Annotated in this window: 15 protein-coding genes; 9 read left to right on the forward strand and 6 right to left on the reverse strand. The window is 66.3% G+C overall.

Going from position 1 to position 19,329, the window contains the following annotated elements; all coding sequences use genetic code 11:
- The first annotated feature begins 16 nt into the window (after positions 1-16).
- Positions 17-2,335, forward strand: coding sequence for a PAS domain-containing sensor histidine kinase (locus JNJ68_RS02755; protein ID WP_294978661.1), 2,319 nt, complete (start codon positions 17-19; stop codon positions 2,333-2,335).
- On the forward strand, positions 2,332-3,723 hold the full coding sequence (locus tag JNJ68_RS02760; RefSeq protein ID WP_294978664.1) for a sigma-54 dependent transcriptional regulator: 1,392 nt from the start codon (positions 2,332-2,334) through the stop codon (positions 3,721-3,723). The genes JNJ68_RS02755 and JNJ68_RS02760 overlap by 4 nt, the downstream gene beginning before the upstream one ends.
- Before the next feature lie 28 nt (positions 3,724-3,751).
- Here JNJ68_RS02760 and JNJ68_RS02765 read toward each other — a convergent pair whose 3' ends face one another.
- On the reverse strand, positions 3,752-5,992 hold the full coding sequence (locus tag JNJ68_RS02765) for a Hint domain-containing protein (RefSeq protein ID WP_294978667.1): 2,241 nt from the start codon (positions 5,990-5,992) through the stop codon (positions 3,752-3,754).
- Between the two features lie 305 nt (positions 5,993-6,297).
- Between JNJ68_RS02765 and trkA the strand changes: the two genes are divergently transcribed.
- From trkA to hflX, 4 genes are all read left to right on the forward strand, one after another.
- The gene (gene trkA / locus JNJ68_RS02770) at positions 6,298-7,674 is read left to right on the forward strand and encodes a Trk system potassium transporter TrkA (protein WP_294978668.1); all 1,377 of its coding nucleotides are present in this window, start codon (positions 6,298-6,300) and stop codon (positions 7,672-7,674) included.
- Positions 7,674-9,188, forward strand: coding sequence for a potassium transporter TrkG (locus tag JNJ68_RS02775; RefSeq protein WP_294978670.1), 1,515 nt, complete (start codon positions 7,674-7,676; stop codon positions 9,186-9,188). The genes trkA and JNJ68_RS02775 overlap by 1 nt, the downstream gene beginning before the upstream one ends.
- Positions 9,189-9,350: 162 nt before the next feature.
- Positions 9,351-9,584: an RNA chaperone Hfq gene (gene hfq, locus JNJ68_RS02780; RefSeq protein ID WP_008028786.1), complete on the forward strand. Its 234-nt coding sequence runs from the start codon at positions 9,351-9,353 to the stop codon at positions 9,582-9,584.
- A 32-nt stretch (positions 9,585-9,616) separates the two neighbouring features.
- Positions 9,617-10,915: a GTPase HflX gene (gene hflX / locus JNJ68_RS02785; RefSeq protein ID WP_363165286.1), complete on the forward strand. Its 1,299-nt coding sequence runs from the start codon at positions 9,617-9,619 to the stop codon at positions 10,913-10,915.
- A gap of 152 nt (positions 10,916-11,067) precedes the next feature.
- Here the strand turns inward: hflX and JNJ68_RS02790 are convergent, their stop codons facing one another.
- Both JNJ68_RS02790 and JNJ68_RS02795 read right to left on the reverse strand, forming a co-directional pair.
- Positions 11,068-11,571: a GNAT family N-acetyltransferase gene (locus JNJ68_RS02790; RefSeq protein ID WP_294978672.1), complete on the reverse strand. Its 504-nt coding sequence runs from the start codon at positions 11,569-11,571 to the stop codon at positions 11,068-11,070.
- Positions 11,568-14,033 (reverse strand): penicillin acylase family protein, encoded by a 2,466-nt coding sequence (locus JNJ68_RS02795; RefSeq protein WP_294978674.1) that lies wholly within the window; start codon positions 14,031-14,033, stop codon positions 11,568-11,570. Before JNJ68_RS02795 ends, JNJ68_RS02790 begins: the two co-directional genes overlap by 4 nt.
- Positions 14,034-14,127: 94 nt before the next feature.
- Between JNJ68_RS02795 and JNJ68_RS02800 the strand changes: the two genes are divergently transcribed.
- The gene (locus JNJ68_RS02800) at positions 14,128-14,991 is read left to right on the forward strand and encodes an NAD(P)-dependent oxidoreductase (RefSeq protein WP_294978676.1); all 864 of its coding nucleotides are present in this window, start codon (positions 14,128-14,130) and stop codon (positions 14,989-14,991) included.
- A 74-nt stretch (positions 14,992-15,065) separates the two neighbouring features.
- Here JNJ68_RS02800 and JNJ68_RS02805 read toward each other — a convergent pair whose 3' ends face one another.
- From JNJ68_RS02805 to JNJ68_RS02815, 3 genes are all read right to left on the reverse strand, one after another.
- Entirely contained in the window at positions 15,066-15,986 is a 921-nt protein-coding gene (locus JNJ68_RS02805; RefSeq protein ID WP_294978678.1) for a hypothetical protein, read from the reverse strand.
- 169 nt (positions 15,987-16,155) lie between these two features.
- Positions 16,156-16,725 (reverse strand): YSC84-related protein, encoded by a 570-nt coding sequence (locus JNJ68_RS02810; protein WP_294978681.1) that lies wholly within the window; start codon positions 16,723-16,725, stop codon positions 16,156-16,158.
- 109 nt (positions 16,726-16,834) lie between these two features.
- A complete protein-coding gene (locus JNJ68_RS02815) occupies positions 16,835-17,422 on the reverse strand; it encodes a hypothetical protein (protein WP_294978843.1) in 588 nt (195 codons plus the stop codon).
- Positions 17,423-17,624: 202 nt separating this feature from the next.
- Between JNJ68_RS02815 and recA the strand changes: the two genes are divergently transcribed.
- Both recA and JNJ68_RS02825 read left to right on the forward strand, forming a co-directional pair.
- Positions 17,625-18,695 (forward strand): recombinase RecA, encoded by a 1,071-nt coding sequence (gene recA, locus JNJ68_RS02820; RefSeq protein ID WP_294978684.1) that lies wholly within the window; start codon positions 17,625-17,627, stop codon positions 18,693-18,695.
- A gap of 26 nt (positions 18,696-18,721) precedes the next feature.
- On the forward strand, positions 18,722-19,246 hold the full coding sequence (locus JNJ68_RS02825) for a hypothetical protein (RefSeq protein ID WP_294978847.1): 525 nt from the start codon (positions 18,722-18,724) through the stop codon (positions 19,244-19,246).
- Positions 19,247-19,329 lie beyond the last annotated feature (83 nt).

Consider the following 19,329-nt stretch of genomic DNA (forward strand, 5'->3'; position numbering starts at 1 on the left):
CACCTAGATATAGTGGATGGGGGTGGGCGAGCCACCGGCTGACGGGCGGGGCAGGGTGGAGCGGGCAGCTCGAAGGGATATCTGGCTACGGTTTTCCCGCCTGCGTCGGCAACGCCGGGTGCAGACCGCACTGACGCTTGGCCTCGTCTTCCTCGGCCCCGTCCTTGCCGTCGCCACCTTCCTTGCCCTTGGCTCCATCAATCAAAGCGCCGCCTCGCCGGTCCTGCGCCTGATCCTTCTCGCCGACCTGATCTACGTCCTCGTCATCGCGGCCCTCGTCCTCGCCCGCGTCGTCCGCCTGATTGCCGATCGCCGGTCGCGCTCTGCCGGGTCGCGGCTGCACCTTCGGCTCTCCGGCGTCTTCATGCTGATCGCGCTGATCCCGACCGTGCTGGTCGCGGTCTTCGCCGTCCTGTCCATCAACATCGGCCTCGAAGGCTGGTTCTCCGACCGCGTCCGCTCTGTCGTCGGCTCTTCGCTCGACGCCGCCCAGGCCTATGAGGCCGTGCAGCGCGACGACCTTGCCGCCGATGTCGTCACCCTTGCAGGCTACCTGAACGAGGCCAAGCGCAAGACCACCTTCCTGCGCGACGACCAGCTGCGCCCGCTCCTGTCGCAGGCCCAGGCCGTCGTCCAGCGCGGGTTGAAAGAGGCCTATCTCGTCGACGGCACCGGCGCGCTCAAGACCCGCGGCGAACGCTCCTACCTCTTCGACTTCGAGGACCTGACCGAGGAACAGTTGCGCCTCGCCAAGGAGGGCAACACCGTCCTGATCCCCGACTGGTCGAACAACGAATTCCGCGCGCTGATCCTGCTGGACGCCTATACGGACCGCTACCTCTACGTCACCCGCACCGTCGACGGTTCCATCCTCTCGCTTCTCGACGAAACCCAGGAAACCGTCCAGCTTTACAATCAGCTCGAATCCGAACGCGGGCGGCTTCTCTTCAACTTCGGCCTGATCTACCTCGGCTTCGCGCTGATCCTGATCCTTGCTGCGATCTGGCTCGGCCTCTGGTTCGCCGAACGCCTGTCTCGGCCCGTCGGGCGGTTGGCGGGCGCGGCCGAAAGGGTAGGGGGCGGCGATCTCGACGTGCAGGTCATGGAAGAGGAAGGTGATGACGAGATCGCCTCGCTCGGCCGTCTCTTCAACCAGATGACCCGCCAGCTGAAGGGCCAGCGCGAGGCGCTGGTCGAAAGCCATGCCCAGACCGAAACCCGGCGACGGCTGTTCGATTCCGTGCTGTCGAACGTCACCGCCGGGGTGATCGGTCTCGATTCAGACGGCGACATCGATTTCGTGAACCGCGCTGCGGAAAAGCTTCTCGACTTCACAGACCGGCAGGTGGACACGCCGCTTGCCGCCGCCGTCCCGGAATTCGCCGCGCTCTTCGACCGACTGCGCGAGAGCGGCGGCAACGCCGTGCAGGAAGAGGTCCGCCTCACTCGCAAGGGCAAGCTGGAAAGCCTCCTTGTCCGCCTGTCCACCCGCCGCAGCGAGGACGGGTCGCTGGAAGGCTATGTCGTCGCTTTCGACGACGTGACCGACCTCGTCAGCGCGCAGCGCATGGCCGCCTGGGGCGACGTCGCCCGCCGCATCGCGCATGAGATCAAGAACCCGCTGACCCCGATCCAGCTTTCGGCCGAACGCATCAAGCGCAAGTTCGCGACCCAGGTCCGCGACCACGAAGACCTGGAACAATACACCGACGTGATCGTCCGCCAGACGGGCGACCTGCGCCGGATCGTCGACGAATTCTCCAAATTCGCCCGGATGCCCGAACCCGACCGCCGCGATTGCGACCTCGCCGCGCTTCTGAAAGGCGCGGTCCTGTTGCAGGAAAACGGCCAGCCCGGCGTCCGCTTCGTCAAGGACATCCCCGATGGCGAGTTGCACCTTGATCTCGACGCCACGATGATCGGCCAGGCCTTCACCAACCTGATCAAGAACGCCGGGGAGGCCATTGAATCGTATGAGGAAAAGGCAAAACCCGAAACCTTCTCTCCGGAAATCCGCATCTCCCTTTCCGCCGACGACAACGAAGCGGTGATCCGCATCATGGACAACGGCACCGGCCTGCCCCCCGACCGCGCCCGCCTCTTCGAGCCCTACGTCACGACGCGGGAAAAGGGCACCGGCCTCGGCCTGCCCATCGTCAAGAAGATCATCGAGGAACACGGCGGCACGCTCGCGCTGCTCGACGCGCCCGTCTTCGACGGCAACGACCATCCCGGCGCCATGGCCGAGATCCGCCTGCCGCGGACCGCCCGCAAGCGGCCCCGAACCCATATTCCCCTGAAAGCCGCCCCGCCCACGAAGGAGGCCAAAGCATGAGCATTCTCATCGTCGACGACGAACAGGACATCCGCGAGCTGATCGGCGACATCCTGCGCGACGAAGGCTACACCACCCGCCTCGCCGCCAATTCCGACGACTGCATGGCCGAAATCAACGCCGATCCGCCGTCGCTGATGATCCTCGACATCTGGCTCAAGGACAGCCGGCTGGACGGGATCGACATCCTGAAGACGGTGAAGCGCGACAACCCCGACATCCCGGTGGTCATCATCTCCGGCCACGGCAACATCGAGATCGCCGTCGCCGCGATCAAGCAGGGCGCCTACGACTTCATCGAGAAGCCCTTCAACATCGACCAGCTGATGGTCGTCGTCGCCCGCGCGATGGAGACCAGCCGCCTGCGCCGCGAAAACCAGGAACTGCGCCGCCGCGACGTGACCTCCTCCGACATGGTCGGCTCCTCGCTCGCCTTCAAGACGCTGAAGGCCAACCTCGACAAGGTGACGAAGTCCAACGCCCGCGTGATGCTGACCGGCGAACCCGGCACCGGCAAGGAGATGGCCGCGCGCTACATCCACATGCATTCCAGCCGCGCCGCAGCGCCTTTTGTCACCGTCTCCTCCGCCTCGATCGAGCCCGAGCGGATGGAAGAGGTGCTCTTCGGCCGCGAAACGCCGGAGCGCGGCGTGGAGCCTGGCCTTCTGGAGCAAGCCCATGGCGGCATCGTCTATTTCGACGAGGTCGCCGATATGCCCTTGGGCACGCAAGGCAAGATCCTGCGCGTCCTGACCGAACAGCAGTTCACCCGCGCCGGTGGCACCGACAAGGTCCGCGTCGACCTCCGCGTCATCTCCTCCACCTGCCGCGACCTGCGCTCCGAGATCGGGCTTGGCCGCTTCCGCCAGGAGCTTTACGACCGCCTCAATGTCGTCCCCATCGCCGTCCCCTCGCTCGCCTCCCGCCGGGAAGACGTGCCGGAGCTGACCCGCCATTTCATCGACTGGTTCCACAAGACGCAAGGCCTGCCCAATCGCAGCCTGTCCGAGGAAGCCGACACCGTTCTCCAGACCCTCCCCTGGCCCGGCAACATCCGCCAGCTGAGGAACGTGATCGAGCGCATCCTGATCCTCGGCGACGGCACCGGCCCCATCGACACCAGCGAGATCCCCGGCAACGAACCGAAGCCCGAGGCGGAAAGCGCGCTCTCGCTCTCGGGCACCATCGCCACGCTTCCCCTGCGCGAGGCGCGCGAGCTGTTCGAGCGCGAATATCTGCTGACCCAGATCAATCGTTTCGGCGGCAACATCAGCCGTACCGCCAGCTTCGTCGGCATGGAACGCTCGGCGCTTCACCGCAAGCTGAAGTCGCTGGGCGTGGTGGGGTCCACCCGCGGGGGCAGGGGGCTTGCGGAGTTCGAGGAATAGCCACGGGGCACCCCCGTCGCAGGCAGCGTTACCCCGCCACCAGTATCCTCGCCTCATGCGCCTTGAGCGTCATCCGTGCGGAAGGGAAAGCTGCGGCCTCTCCGCCAAGCTCGGGGAACAGCTCCAGAACCTCGGCCCGGACTGCCGCGTCCAGCGCGTTCACCGTCCGCTCTGCCGGCTGGAAGCTTTCCGTCCAGCAGCCGTTCGACATGACGATTTCGTGCCGGTCGAACAGGATGTGGACATAGGTCACGCCGTCGACAGGGCACTCCCGGCTCAGACCCGGCAGGCCGACAAGGTGCTTCGCCGGAACCAGAACCTCGGTCTCGCCAAAATACAGCTCAGCCAGCGCCCCTTCGACCAGCACCCGGTGTTGCGGCGACACCAGGAGCGGGCTTGCCGGACCCGCCCCGAAAAGCGCCCCCGGCCCGATGCGGACCGGTCGCAGCTGGGGTTGGGCCAGCAGATCGGCGTAGGACAGCGCGCGCTGCCCGACCCAGCGCAGCGGCTGCAAACCGTGATCGCGCGTCGCGACCAGATCGCCGGGTTTCAGCGCCTCGACCTCCACCTCGCCCCGGTCGGTCATGATCCGGGTGCCCGCGGCAAAGCAGACGATCACCAGATGCTCGATATCGGTGAAGGCCAGCGTCCCGACGATCGTGGTGCCATCCGCCGCGAAGAAGGTGAGCGTCCCGTTCTCGCCGTTGATCGGGTCGTAGGCAATGTCGATCCTGCCCCAGCCGAAGCCCGTGATGTCGACCGTCAGGGTGTCGTTGTCATTGCCCCCGAAACCGCCGTCGACCGATTCGGCCATCGCGACATCGTTCGCGCTTCCGGTGAAGCTGACGAAGAACCGGTCCTGGTCATCGCCTCCGAACATCAGGTCGCGACCGGCCCCGCCAAAGAGCCTGTCCTGCCCCTCGTCGCCATAGATCGTGTCGTTCTCAGTGCCGCCATAGAGCAGGTCGTTCCCGGTGCCGCCCCGGACCAGGTCGTCTCCGCCGTCGCCCGAAACGGTGTCGTTGTCCGCGCCGCCGTAGAGCAGGTCGCCGCCGCCCAGACCCGACATGCTGTCGTCGCCCGCGCCGCCATAGAAGATGTTGGTGTAGTTGTCCGCACCGGCGACGGTGCTGTTGTTGGAGCCGTCGAAGCCCACCAGCGTATCGTTGAAGGCCGAGCCGATGATGCCGTCGACCCCGGCGCCGCTGTCGCCTGTCGCATCGCCGCCAGAGAAGCTGCCCGTCGCCAGGTTGACCGAGACCGCAGCGCCCGAGTCGCTGTAGTCGATATAGTCCATTCCCGATCCGCCGTTCAGCGCATCGCCGCCGGCCCCGCCGCGCAAGGTGTCGTCGCCCGCGCCGCCGTCCAGAGCATCCGCGCCGTCTTCTCCCAGCAGGAAATCGTTGCCGTCGCCGCCGGTCAGCGTATCCGTACCTGTCCCGCCGTAAAGCGTGTCGTTCCCGGCCTCGCCCGCCAGATCGTCGCCCTCGCTGCCGCCGTAGAGCAGATCGTCGTTGTCGCCACCGCGCAGCGTATCGACCCCGGCCCCGCCATACAGCGTGTCATTGCCCGTGCCGCCGTACAGCGCGTCGGCTTCCGTCCCGCCGTCAAGGACGTCATTGCCGGCATCGCCGTAGAGCGTGTCGTTCCCGCCGTCGCCGAACAGGGTGTCGAGCCCGTCGTTGCCGTAGATCAGGTCGCCGTTCAGGCCACCATAGGCCAGGTCGTCATCGGCCCCGCCATAGATCCGGTCGACACCTGCGTCGCCGTACAGCGTGTCGGCCCCCGCCGCACCGTAAAGCGTATCGTTCGCGGCGCCGCCTTCCAGCCGGTTGGCATTGCCATCGCCGGTGATGCTGTCGGCGCCCGCGCCGCCGATCACGTTCTCGATGTCAAACAGCCTGTCGGTGCCGAGCCCGGTTGCCGTTCCGGTGGCAAGGTTGACGGTGACGCCTGTCGAGTTGGTCGCGAAGACCGGCGATGGGACAAGATCGGTCAGCCAGCGGCTGTAATCGGCGGTGTCCGTGCCGCTGCCGCCGTAGAGCGTGTCGTTTGAACTGCCCGGACCGCCGATGAGCGTATCGTTGCCATCGCCGCCATAGATCAGGTCGGCGTTGTCGCCGCCGTCGAGAAGGTCGTTTCCGCCGCCGGTGCCCGCCGCTGGTCCGCCGCGCAGCGTGTCGTTGCCACCCGCGCCCCAGATCGAGTCATTGTCGGCATCGTTCCCGACAAGGCTGTTCGCGGTGCCGTCGCCTTCAAGTGTCGCCATGACGTTCGATCCAGTTACTTGTTGACCATCCACGCAAGATAATAGTCGTTGCATGGTTGCCCGAAAATGAAAGCCGGAACTGTCGGTCGGGCGCCATCCTGCGCATAACTGTAGCCGGTTTGCCGCGCAATTCCCCCATAGGTGGGAAGAACGCGCGCCGGTTCCCCTGTCTGGTGGCGGTGCCCTTGCCTGGCCGCGCCCTTGGCCAGCCCCGGCGGCTCGTGCGCCTGGGCGAAAGGCGGGATGATTGACCCCTCCTCCCCGATCTGACATTCAGGCCCAGACGGCGGATCGCGGGGTCACTGATGAAAGTCATCATCTGCGGGGCGGGTCAGGTCGGCTGGCAGATCGCCCGGCACCTGTCCGGCGAGAAGAACGATGTCACCCTCGTCGATGTGAACGCCGATCTCGTCCGCCGCGCCACCGACACGCTGGACGTGCAGGGCGTCGTCGGCTTCGCCAGCCATCCCGACGTGCTGGCCAAGGCGGGCGCCCGCGACGCCGACATGCTGATCGCCGCCACCCATTCAGACGAAGTGAACATGGTCACCTGCCAGGTGGCGCACACCGTCTTCAACATCACCCGCAAGATCGCCCGCATCCGGGCGCAGAACTATCTCGACCCGCTCTACGGCAACCTGACGAACACCGACGGGCTGGCGATCGACGTGGTGATCTCTCCCGAACGCGAGGTGGCCGAGGCCGCGCTGCAACGCCTCGCCGCGCCGGCAAGCTTCGACACCGAAAGCTTCATGGGGGGCCGCGCGCAGCTCCTCGGTATCCAGCTTGACGAGGACTGCCCGGTCCTCAACACCCCCCTCCGCCAGCTGAACGAGCTGTTCTCCACCCTCCGCGCCATCGTCGTGGGCATCCGCCGCGAGGACCGGCTCTTCGCCCCCGACCCCGGCGATCTGCTGCTCGCCGACGACCAGATCTATGTCTTCACCCATTTCGAGGACATCAACCGCGCTCTGGAAATCTTCGGCAAGAAGACCAGAAAGCAGGAACGTGTGGTCATCGTTGGCGGCGGCAATGTCGGCCTCGCCGTCGCCCGCGCGCTGGAGACCCGCACCGACCGCATCCGCGCCAAGATCATCGAAAAGCACCGCGCGACCGCGGAACTCGCCGCCGACGCGCTGGAACGGACCATCGTGCTGAACGGCGACGGGATGGATTCGGACCTCTTGATGGAGGCCTCGGTCGACCGCGCCGATGCGATCCTGGCCGTGACCGACGACGACAAGACCAACCTGCTCGTCGCCGTCCGTGCCAAGCAGGCCGGCTGCCCGATGACCATCGCGCTGGTCAATGACCCCACGCTCGCGCCCCTCATGGCGCCCCTCGACATCGACGCCTACATCAATCCCCGCGCCACCACCGTCTCGTCGATCCTGCGCCACATCCGCCATGGCCGTGTCCGCGCCGTCTACTCCATCGGCGATGCCGAGGCCGAGATGATCGAGGCGCAGGTCCTCTCCACCTCGCCCCTTGCCGGTCGCCTGGTGCGCGACATCGAGTTTCCCGAAGGCGTCCTCGTCGGCGCGGTGATGAAGGGCGAGAAGGTGCTGAAACCCACCGGCGACCTGCGCATCGAGCCCGGCGACGTGATCGCGCTCTTCGCCATGGCCAAGGACGTGCCGGAAGTCGAGCGCCTCCTGCAAGTCTCGATCGACTTCTTCTGATGCTGGCGCGCCTCGCCGAACTGCCGCTTCTGGTCGTCCTAATGGGCCTGTCCGGCGCGATCGCGCTGATCCCCGCCCTCTATGCCCTGGGGGCCGACGATCTGGACCATGCGCGCAATTTCCTCTACTCCGCCCTGATCCTTCTGGTCCTTACCGTGATGCTCGGCATCGCCACCGCCGCCTATGCGCCCCGCGACCCCGCCCGCAGCCACCTGGCGGCGCTCGTGCTGGCCTATGCGGTCCTGCCCTTTGCCCTGGCGCTGCCGCTGGCCGATGCCCTGCCCGACACCACACTCACCAACGCCTGGTTCGAGATGGTTTCGTCCTTTACCACCACCGGCGCGTCGGTCTATGCCCCGGAGAGGCTTGCCGATGCCGTCCATCTCTGGCGTGCAACGGTCGGCTGGTTCGGCGGCTTCCTGATCCTGCTCGCGGCCTATGCCATCCTCGCCCCCCTGAACCTTGGCGGGACCGAGGTCTCCTCCGGCCGTCCCCCCGGTCGCGGTGGCATCGGCAACGCCCAGGTCGCCCGCACCGCCGATCCCGGCCAGCGCCTCACCCGCTTTGCGCTGATGCTGTTTCCCGCCTATGCCGCGCTCACCGTGCTCCTCTGGTGTGGCCTCCTGATCCTCGGCGAAACCGGCATCGCAGCGCTCATTCACGCCATGGGCACGCTCTCCACCTCGGGGATCAGCGGGCGCACCCCGTTTCAGGATTCCGGCACCGGGGCTGCGGGCGAGGTCCTTGTCTTTCTTTGCTTCGCCTTCGCGCTCACCCGCCGCGCATTCCCTGGAGTGCGGCTGACCGAGAACCGCCGCCCCCTGCTGCAAGACCCCGAACTGCGCCTCGCCGCGCTCCTCATTCTCGCCGTGACGCTGATCCTCTTCCTGCGGCACTGGTTCGTCGCGGGCCAAAGCGACGCCACCCCCCGGGGCAATGGCCTGCACGCCGTCTGGGGCATCCTCTTCACCGTGGCCTCGTTCCTGACCACCACCGGCTATGTCTCCGCCGACTGGCAGGCCGCCTCGCTCTGGTCGGGGGTCGGCACGCATGGCCTGATCCTCCTCGGCCTCGCGATCATCGGCGGCGGCACCGCGACCACTGCCGGGGGGGTCAAGCTTCTCCGCGTCTACGCGCTTCTCCGCCATGGCGAGCGCGAGCTGGAGAAGATCATCCACCCCAGTTCCATCGGCAGGGGAGGGGCCGAGGCCCGCCGCCTGCGCCGCGATGGCGCGCAGTTCGCCTGGGTCTTCTTCATGCTCTTCGCCACCTCGATCGCCGCGGTCTCCGCGCTTCTCCTCCTCGCCGGGGTGGATTTCGAGCGGACCATGATCCTTGCGATCGCCGCCCTCACCACCACCGGCCAGCTCGCCGATGTCGGCGCCGCCCAGCCTATCCTCTACGGCGATCTCTCCGGCGCGGTGAAGGTCATCCTCGGGCTTGCGATGGTCGTCGGGCGGCTGGAAACCCTGGCGCTCCTCGCACTGGTCCTGCCCGGTCGCAGCCGGCGATGAACCCGTCGCAAGTCCTCCGCCTAACAGCCTGATTTTTGCGCTGGAAACTCCTGCGCCGTCCCTTCATACTTATGAAAACCGTCAAGGGCGGTGAAGACAGGGCTCAACGACAAACGACCACGACGCGACAGTGAAGCGATAGAAAAACAAGGCACAACAACGATGGCCGCTGACAAGCAAAACCTGCAGGACGCCTTTCTCAACCACGTTCGCAAAGCCAAGGTTCCGGTGACGATCTTTCTGATCAACGGCGTCAAGCTTCAGGGCGTGATCACCTGGTTCGACAACTTCTGCGTGCTTTTGCGCCGGGACGGGCAGTCGCAACTGGTCTACAAGCATGCGATCTCCACCATCATGCCGGGGGCGCCGATCAGCCTCTACGAAGGGGAAGACTGATCGTCCGCGATCCACAGGATGACGACGATCTTCTGTCTGACCGGGCAGGCCACCGGCTGCGCGACACTGCGGCTGCGGCAACCCGCGCCTATGTCCTGCATCCGGCGCTGAAATCGGCAAAGGCCCGGCGCCTGCCCGAGCATGGGCTTGCCGAAGCCGTGGCGCTGGCGGCGGCCTTGCCCGAGCTTGATGTCGTGGGGGCCGAGGTCGTGCGCCTGTCGCGCGTCCACCCCGGCACGCTCCTCGGCTCCGGCAAGGTGGAAGAGCTGAAGAGCCGATTCAAGGAAGACGGGATCGAACTGGTCCTTGTCGATGGTGCCGTCTCGCCCGTCCAGCAGCGCAACCTGGAAAAGGAATGGGGGGTCAAGCTCCTCGACCGCACCTCGCTGATCCTGGAAATCTTCGCTGACCGCGCCCGCACCAACGAGGGTGTCCTCCAGGTCGAACTCGCCGCGCTCAGCTACCAGCGCACAAGGCTTGTCCGGGCCTGGACCCACCTCGAACGCCAGCGCGGCGGCTTCGGCTTCGTCGGCGGCCCGGGCGAGACGCAGATCGAAAGCGACCGTCGCGCCATCGACGACCAGGTGGTGCGCCTGAAGCGCCAGCTCGACCGCGTCGTCCGCACGCGCGAACTGCACCGCGCCGCCCGCCGCAAGGTGCCCTTTCCGCTGGTGGCCCTCGTCGGCTACACCAACGCCGGCAAATCCACCCTCTTCAACCGGATGACCGGGGCCGAGGTCATGGCCAAGGACATGCTCTTCGCCACGCTCGACCCCACGATGCGCGGCATCGTCCTGCCTTCCGGGCGCAAGATCATCGCCTCCGACACCGTGGGCTTCATCTCCGACCTGCCGACCCAGCTCGTCGCCGCCTTCCGCGCCACGCTGGAGGAAGTGCTCGAGGCCGATCTCATCCTCCATGTCCGCGACATTTCCCACCCAGAAACCACCGAACAGGCGCAGGACGTGGCCGAAATCCTCGCCTCGCTCGGCGTCAAACCCGCCGTCCCGCAGTTCGAGGTCTGGAACAAGCTCGACCTCGTCGACCCTCCTGCCCGCGCCGTTCTGGCCGTGAACGCCGAGGGTCGCGACCGTATCTTCCCGATCTCCGCCCTGACCGGCGAAGGGATCGACGACCTCCTTGCCGCCATTTCCAGGGCCTTCGACGAAGAGAAATCCGAGCGAAGCCTCACCTTGTCCTTCGCCGAAGGTCGCAAACGCGCCTGGCTGCACCAGGAAGGCGTGGTCCAGTCCGAGACGGAAACCGACGACGGCCACCGGATCACCGTGCGCTGGACCGCCCGGCAGGAAAAGCGTTACCGCGACCTGTAGTCCCAAACTGCAAGCCAGAGACAAGTCCTTTCAGACTGGCCCAAATATCCCCGCCGGAGGCAGAGCCGAGCGCTTTTGCGTCCTTCACGCAAAAGCGCGAGACAAAAGGTCTTCGCGCGTCAGCGCTCAATTTGACAACCGCCCCGACCCGCTCAGGCCGCCAGTCCCCAACGGGGTCGCGCCAGATAAATGCTGTCGCACCATTCGTCCTTCCACAGAAGCGTCCGCTCTGCCCGATGGGTCTCGTGGAATCCCAGCCGGTCCAGCAGCCGAAGCGAAGCGGCGTTCCTCGGATCGACCTCGGCGGTCAGTTCCGGCAGGGCAGGGTGCTCCGCCTCGACATGCGCGATCACCGCCGCCATCGCCTCGAAGGCCAGCCCCTGTCCCCAATGGTCGGGGTGCAGCAGGAACCCGACCTCCGGCAGTTGCCAGGCCCCGGCCTTGCCGATCACCGCGCCGTCCTTCTCGATCAGAAAGTCCAGGCTGTCCGCCGCAGGCTCGACCAGGAACCGTAGCCAGGCCCTCGTCTCCTCCAGCGTCTCGTGTTCCGGTCGCGACCAGTAGCGCATCGCCTGCGGATTCGAGAACAGCCGGTGCACCGCCTCGAGGTCGCCCCAGGTCGCGCGACGCAGCAGCAGCCGTTCGGTCCGGATCACTGCTCCTCCGGCGTGAGCACCATCACCCCCGCCGCCGCTGCGCGAGCGAGTTCCGGGTCCAGCGACATCGGGATATATTCCCCTCGACGCCACAACTCGCCCAGATCGTCATAGTGCCGCGACAGCGGATGCCCCGACTGCCCGGTGGCGATGATGAAGACCGACGAATCCGGATCGGCGAAGTCATAGACCCCGCGATAGCCCGCCGAATGCACGTTCTGATAGGGTTCCGGCCCCTCGCCCCGCGTGACGCCCCGCATCAGAGTGTCGTCCCCGCCGCTGGTCGACTGCCGGATGTTGACGAAATACTTCAGGAACGGCACCTCGCCCAGTACCGGATGGTCGTGCGTGGCCTGGTGCGCATCGCCCCAGCGCCAGCTTTCCAGGTTGTCGCCATATTTCTCGGTCAGCTCCAGGAGCGCCTCGTCCAGCGCGATCCGGGCGATGTCGGTGCAGCTTTCCACCGCCGCCGACTGGATCACGTCGCACCACACGCTCGCCCCGCCGACATTGCGATAGACCCGCTCGATGAAGACCGGCGAGATATGGGTGAAGCTCTCCGACATCGCCCCCAGCTCGTCCTGGATCAGCCGCTTCTGCAACGCCCGCAGCCAGGCCTGGGCGATCAGCGGCTCCGGCAGATGCTCGTTCATCTCGCCGTTCCATTCGGCCAACAGCACCAGCGCCCGTTGCCGCAGGCGCTCCGGCGTGCCTTCCGGCGCCGCCTCGCCGGTGAACCACAAATCCGCCCCGATCAGCGGCAAGAGCGACCGCGCCGTCGGGTTCACCGTATCCAGCTGCGCCTCGATGAAGCTTTCCCGCGTATGCACCTCGCGCGCCTTCATCAGCGTCAGCCAACGCTGGATGCGCTGCGTGTCGCCCCAGTCGAAGCTGACATGCTCCGGGAAGGGCCGGTCGACCGTCTTGTTGTTGGTGTTGCCCAAAAGCCCCGAGGCCGGGTCGCGGAAGCTCGGGTTCGTCTCATAGGGCAGGACCCCCTTGAACCCCACCCGCGCATCCGACCCGAGCGCCGGCAAGCGCCCCTGCGACGGATGCCCTGCATCCCGCGCCGGGATTGCCCCCATCACCTGAAGCGCGATCCCCGACCCATCCGCCAGCATCACGTTCTGCGCCGGGGCCACCACCTTGCGCCCCGCCGCGATCGCCTGATCCACAGTCTGCGCCCGCATCAGCGCCATCGCTCCGCTGATCGACGTGTCCGCCCCGGTCAGCGCCGTCCAGCTGATCGCCGCCACATGGCCTCCCGGCGTGATCGAGCCGAGGTCGTAATGCCCCCCCGGCAGGATCGGCCCGTGCTCTGACCAGCGCAAAGTCAGCGTCACCGGCTCGGCATCCTTGACCTTGATGATCGACTGTCGGCTCTGGAACCGCGCCCAGCCCTCCGGCGTCTGGTATTCTTCCTTGTTCTCCGGGTTGACCTTCTCGATCACCACGTCCTGATCGTCGACATAGGCCGTGGTCAGCCCCCAGCCCAGCTTGTCGGACCGCCCGACCAGCACCAGCGGCACTCCGGGGATCGTCCCTCCGATCACGCCCCCCGACTGCAACTCCAACCGCGCCAGATACCAGATCGTCGGCGCCGTCAGCCCCAGATGCGGGTCGTTCGCCAGAAGGCTCCCTCCCGCCGCCGACCGCCCCGGCATCGCCGCCCAGGAGTTCGACGCCCCCGCCATCGCCGGGTCCGCCACCGGTGAGAACGGCCCTTCCGCAAACTCCACCGGCTTCGCGGACGGCACCACGCCCGGCACCAGCGCGGCATAATCCGGCAGCGCCGCGACCCCCTGGCTCGGGTCGTCCGGCAGGATGTCGGCCAACCGCTCGGGCGACAACAAGAGCGATACCCGCGCCCGCAAGACCTCGGTCTGCAAGGCACTCGACAGCTGCAAGGCCATCAGCTTCAGGATCGCGATCGAATCCGCAGGGGCCCAGGCCGAGATTTCCGGCTCGAACAGGAAGAATTCCGGCGCACCACGCCCCCGCGCGCCCTTGTTCACCTCCTCGATCCAGGCGTTCACCCCCGCCGAATAGGCCTCCAGCGCCGCCAGTGTCTCGGGGTCCTGCGCTTTCACCGAGTCCAGCGCCAGACCGTAAAGGTCATAGCGCCGCATCAGCTCGTCCACCTTCACCGTCGCCGGACCGAAGATCTCTGATAGCCGTCCCTGCGCCGTGCGCCGCAGCATGGTCATCTGCCACAGCCGATCCTGCGCATGGGCGAACCCCAGCGCGAAGAAGACATCCGCGTCCGTCTTGCCGAAGATATGCGGCACATTGTCGTTGTTGCGCACGATCTCGACCGGGGCCGAGATACCCGCCACGGTGAAATCCTCGGAATAATCCACCAGCGACCGCGACAGGATGTAATAGGCAAGCAATGCCAGGACGACGCCCAGGGCGATCAGCCCCGAGACGATCCGGATCAGCCAGCGAAAGGCAGTCAACATTTGGGACGGTCCTTTAGGGTGCTGTCCTTGACGGCGGGAAGCGGATCGGTTCCTAGTCGATGCGCCGATGAAGGGCAATGATCGGGGGGCGCTGATGGCGAAAGTGGCATTTCTTGGCTTGGGAGTCATGGGATTCCCGATGGCCGGGCATCTCGCGGCCAAGGGGCATGAGGTCACGGTCTACAACCGCTCGCCCGCGAAGGCCGGGGCTTGGGTCACGAAGCATAAGGGCCAGACCGCCGCCACCCCGCGCGAGGCGGCCGAGGGGGCAGAGTTCGTGATGGCCTGTGTCGGAAACGACGACGACCTCGCCCAGGTCTGCACCGGCGAGGGCGGCGCCTTCTCCGGCATGACCCCCGGCGCGGTCTTCGTCGACCACACCACCGTCTCGGCCAGCATCACCCGCACCTTGGGCGAAAAGGCCAAGGCGCTCGGCCTTCACTTCGTCGATGCCCCGGTCTCCGGCGGCCAGGCGGGGGCCGAGAACGGCCAGCTCTCCATCATGTGCGGCGGCACGCCCGAAGACTACGCGCGGGCCGAGCCGGTGATGGCGGCCTACGCCCGCATCTGCCGCCTGATCGGGCCGCAGGGCGCGGGGCAGCTTGCCAAGATGATGAACCAGATCTGCATCGCGGGCCTGATGCAGGGCCTTTCCGAAGCGCTTGCCTTCGGCCAGAAGGCGGGCCTCGACGGCGAGAAGGTGGTCGAGGTCATCAGCCAGGGCGCGGCGGGAAGCTGGCAGATGGCCAACCGCCACAAGACCATGCTCGCCGATCAGTTCGACTTCGGCTTCGCGGTGGACTGGATGCGGAAGGACCTTCATATCTGCCTTCAGACCGCCGACGACATCGGTGCTCGCCTGCCGGTGACGGCGCTCGTGGACCAGTTCTACAAGGACGTGCAACTGATGGGCGGCGGCCGGAACGACACCTCCAGCCTGATCCGGCGGTTGAAGTAGGGTGGGGCGCGCCACGACGCACCACCCGTAGGTCGGGGCTTGCCCCGACTCTTTTCACCCGACCGCCACCGCCCCTAGCTCAACGCCGGAAAACTCGCCTGCGCCACGGCGTAGAGGTTGTCCAGATCGACCCAGCCCTTCAACCGCGCCTTGTTTCCGAACTCTCCGGTAATCACGCCATCCGGCTGGAACTGTCGCTTTACCATCCCCGACTGCCAGCCGTTCCCCTGGCCCCCGTCGCAGGTGCTCCATTCGCTGCCCGAGGCATCCAGGATCACGCCGACATGCTGGAACTGCCCCGGCTTGTCGTATTGCGATAGAAGGTAGACATCGCCGGGCAGGGGCCGGTTGCCGCCGACGAAAGGCACCCAGCATTTCTTTGCGGGCGAGTACTGCTTGTCCACCGATTGCGCCAGTTGTTCCCACCAGGTCGTGGGCGTGGTCAGGTACAGGTTTCCCGCACCCTGGACATGCACCTTGAAGGCCCCCGGCTGGCCCGGTGGGATTACCGGCAGCTTGGTGAAGACCCGGCCGGGAAACTCGCCGCAGCCGGTGGCGCCCTTCGGTCCGCTGCCGCCCGAGGTCAGCCCGCCCGGCGGGACCAGCGACCGTGCGGTCTCGACGTATTTCCGCCGCACCGGCGAATTCGGCCCCGCGACCGTCGGCCCAGTGGGGGCAGCGGGGGGAACGACGAAGGTTCCGCCCAGGATCGCGGCCAACTTCCCCAACTGGTCCAGCAGCGTCAGGAGGGTCTGCTCGGTCTTGGCCGCCGCGTCGATCCGGGCATCGGCATAGCATTGGTTCGTGGACTGGAAGTGCTTGATCGCCCCGTTGGTCATCACGCCGCACAGGCCGTCGACCGCCAGCGGCGGAAAGGCCCCGCCCCGGTTCTGCGGGACGGCATTCAGCATCGATTGCACCAGCCGGACATCGGGGGCCTGGTTCCTGCCGCCGAACCCGACCGAGCCCTTCAACACGGATGACGGAACTGCCATCGCAAGACTCCCTTCCTGAAAATGACTTTAAAGCCGCAGGATACTCCGCTTGCGGCCCACCGTCACGTCAGGAAACCGGACCCGCGGGCCAAGGGTTAAGAAATCCTGAACGTCCGCGCGTAACGTGCTGAAAAAAAGTGGATATCTCTTCTTGTCCACCGTGGACAGGTCAGGGGATGATCCGGGTGTACTTGACCCCGCTCAGCGTCGCCCCCGCGATCAGCCCCTGCTGGCCGAAGACCAGCGCGATCACGTCGTTCAGCTCCGTCGACTCCTTGCCGATCGAGGCGCCTTCCTCCGGGCTCGCATAGCGGATATCCCCGCTCACCGCCCAGCCCGAGGACCGGCGGAACTTCTCCAGCGCGTCGGGGGACATGAAGAACAGGGCATGGGCATATTGCTGCGCCCCGATCTGGATCCCGAACGACCCCTTGGCGGCGGCATAATAGTCGACCGTGACCCCCTGGATCCGCAGCGCCCCCCGCCCGAAGGCCCCGCCGAAGCCGAGGCCCGCCTCGGTCATCAGCGGCATGTAAAGCACCCCGGCCGCGCGGGCCGCCAGATCCCGCGTGCCGGGATACTGGTTGAACAGGTAGTCCTGCGTCGCGCTGACCCGCGCCTCGATCTGGCTAGCCCCGTTCGACCCGATTCCATTGTTGCAGCCCGCCAACGCCCCGGTCGCCACGACAGCCCCCGCGCCCAGCACCAGCCCGCGCCGCGTAAATATCATCTCGCTCATTCTGTCCGCCCTTTCATGCCTCATGGGGTCTCACCTGCCCCTTGGCCGCAAAACTACCCGCTTTCCGGCCGCCTGTCATGCCCGGAAAGCCCCACCGGCGACCCCGCGCCTAGCCAAGCGTCTGGTAGAGCGCATAATCCTCCGCCGCGACCTTCCGCATGAGCGTCTCGGTCTCCCCCGACAACTCCGTTGCTCCGGAGGGCGAGACATTCAGCCGGGGCAGGGTGATCTCGCAGCCCAGCCGCTCCTCCAGAAAATGCACGAAGCTCCCGATCTCCTCATAGCGGAACAGCCGGTCCACCCCCACGCCCTGCCGCGGCCGCAGGAACTTGCCTTGGCTTCCCACATCCGCGAAGTCGGGCCGCGGGTCCTGGCACCAGGCCCGGACGAAGGCGTCGAAGCTCATGCCCCTGGTCGACTTTCCCGCCTCGGTCTCCTCGCGCTGGCGGAACCGATACCACGACCCGAGCCAGTCCTTCGGCTCGCGCATCAGGGCAACCAGCGTGAACGTGTCCTTCGACGCCGCCTCGAGATAGGGCCCGATGAAGCGGCGGTAGCGGTGGACAGTGGTGTGTTTCAGAAGCGGCGGGCGCTGGATCGACACCGCCGCCAGCGATTCGAGCGCCGCGGCGATCGCGGTCGACCCGGTCTTCGGTGTGGCCAGAAACGCGAGCCTCTGCTCCCAGAACACCAGCATCTTGCTCCAAAGCCCCCGTTTTTTCCGCGTCACCCGGTTGTGCCGGGTCTTCGTCAACACTCCCTTAACCAAACCCGGACGAAACTGCCATCACGAGAATTGGGTTGAAATGTTCCCGCTTTGTTTGCATAAGTGCAAGAACACTTGGGGAACATGGGCAAGGATTGCCGCCCCCCGGCGGCTGTGAAATAAGGAGAACGACATGGCGGTGGCAAACCTCCTCGACCTTGGGAGCAAGCGGGATATGGACAAGTCGAAGGCGCTGGAAAGCGCACTCGCGCAGATCGAACGGCAGTTCGGCAAGGGCTCGATCATGCGCCTTGGTGCCGACAGCCCGGCGATGGAGATCGAGGCCACCTCGACCGGTTCGCTCGGCCTCGATATCGCGCTTGGCATCGGCGGCTTGCCCAAGGGCCGGATCATCGAGATCTACGGGCCGGAATCGTCGGGGAAGACCACGCTGACCCTGCATGTCGTGGCCGAGGAGCAGAAAAAGGGTGGCGTCTGCGCCTTCGTCGACGCCGAACACGCGCTCGACCCGCAATATGCCAAGAAACTGGGCGTCAACCTGGATGAACTGCTGATCTCGCAGCCCGACACCGGTGAACAGGCGCTGGAAATCGTCGATACCCTGGTCCGCTCCGGGGCGGTCAACCTGGTTGTGGTCGACTCGGTCGCCGCCCTGGTGCCCAAGGCCGAGATCGAGGGCGACATGGGCGACATGCAGATGGGCTCTCAGGCCCGGCTGATGAGCCAGGCCATGCGCAAGCTGACCGCCTCCATCGGACGGTCGAACTGCATGGTGATCTTCATCAACCAGATCCGGATGAAGATCGGCGTGATGTTCGGCAGCCCCGAAACCACCACCGGCGGCAACGCGCTGAAATTCTATGCGTCCGTCAGGCTCGACATCCGCCGCATCGGTGCGATCAAGGACCGCGAGGAAGTGGTCGGCAATACGACCCGCGTCAAGGTGGTGAAGAACAAGGTGGCCCCGCCTTTCAAGCAGATCGAATTCGACATCATGTATGGCGAAGGCATCTCGAAGACCGGCGAACTCATCGACATCGGCGTCAAGGCCGGGGTCGTGGAGAAATCGGGAGCCTGGTATTCCTTCAAGGACGAACGCATCGGCCAGGGGCGTGAGAACGCAAAGGCCTTCCTGAAGCAGAACCCTGGGGTCGCGCTGGAGATCGAGGACAAGATCCGCGCCGCCAATGGGCTCGACTTCACGATGGCGGGTGAGGAGAGCGGGGACGTGCTGGACGAGTGACCGACCCCGTCTCATATGACGCGCTGATGGCCGCGCTGCCGGGTGTGCTTTCCGCGCCCAAGACCGGCAGCGCGGTCGAGTATCTGTGCTTCCGCCCTGGCTACGGCGAGCGCCGCTTCGTGCAGGAACTGACCCTGACCCGTGACCGGGGCATTCCCGGCGAGCGCTGGGAAACCGCGCCTTGGCTGAAGCTGCCAGATGGCTCCGGCCACCCCGGCATCCAGGTCTCGATCCTGCCACGCCGGGTGCTTGATCTTGTCTGGCGCGACCGCGAGAGCGTGGTGCATCCGGGTGACACCTTCGTCTGCGATCTCGACATGACCGAGGCGAACCTGCCCGAGGGTCAGCTTCTGGCCGTCGGCACCGCCGTCCTGCGGGTCTCCGAAGTGTTCAACGGCAGCTGCGCCAAGTGGAAGGTCCGCTACGGCACCGACGCCTATGACTGGGCCCGCGCGCCCGGGCACAAGCCCCTGCGCCTGCGCGGGGTCCTGTGCAGCATAGAACGGGACGGCGTGATCCGGAACGTCGACAGGGTTCAGGTCCAGCGCTGATCCCTTGCCGGGCGCCGCAAGGGGTTTTTTGCATCTGCGAAGGCCGGGCTGTGGACAGGCCCCCGGCAGGGGGCTACACGGAG

The organism is Tabrizicola sp. (genome assembly GCF_016793705.1).
GTDB lineage: Bacteria > Pseudomonadota > Alphaproteobacteria > Rhodobacterales > Rhodobacteraceae > Tabrizicola.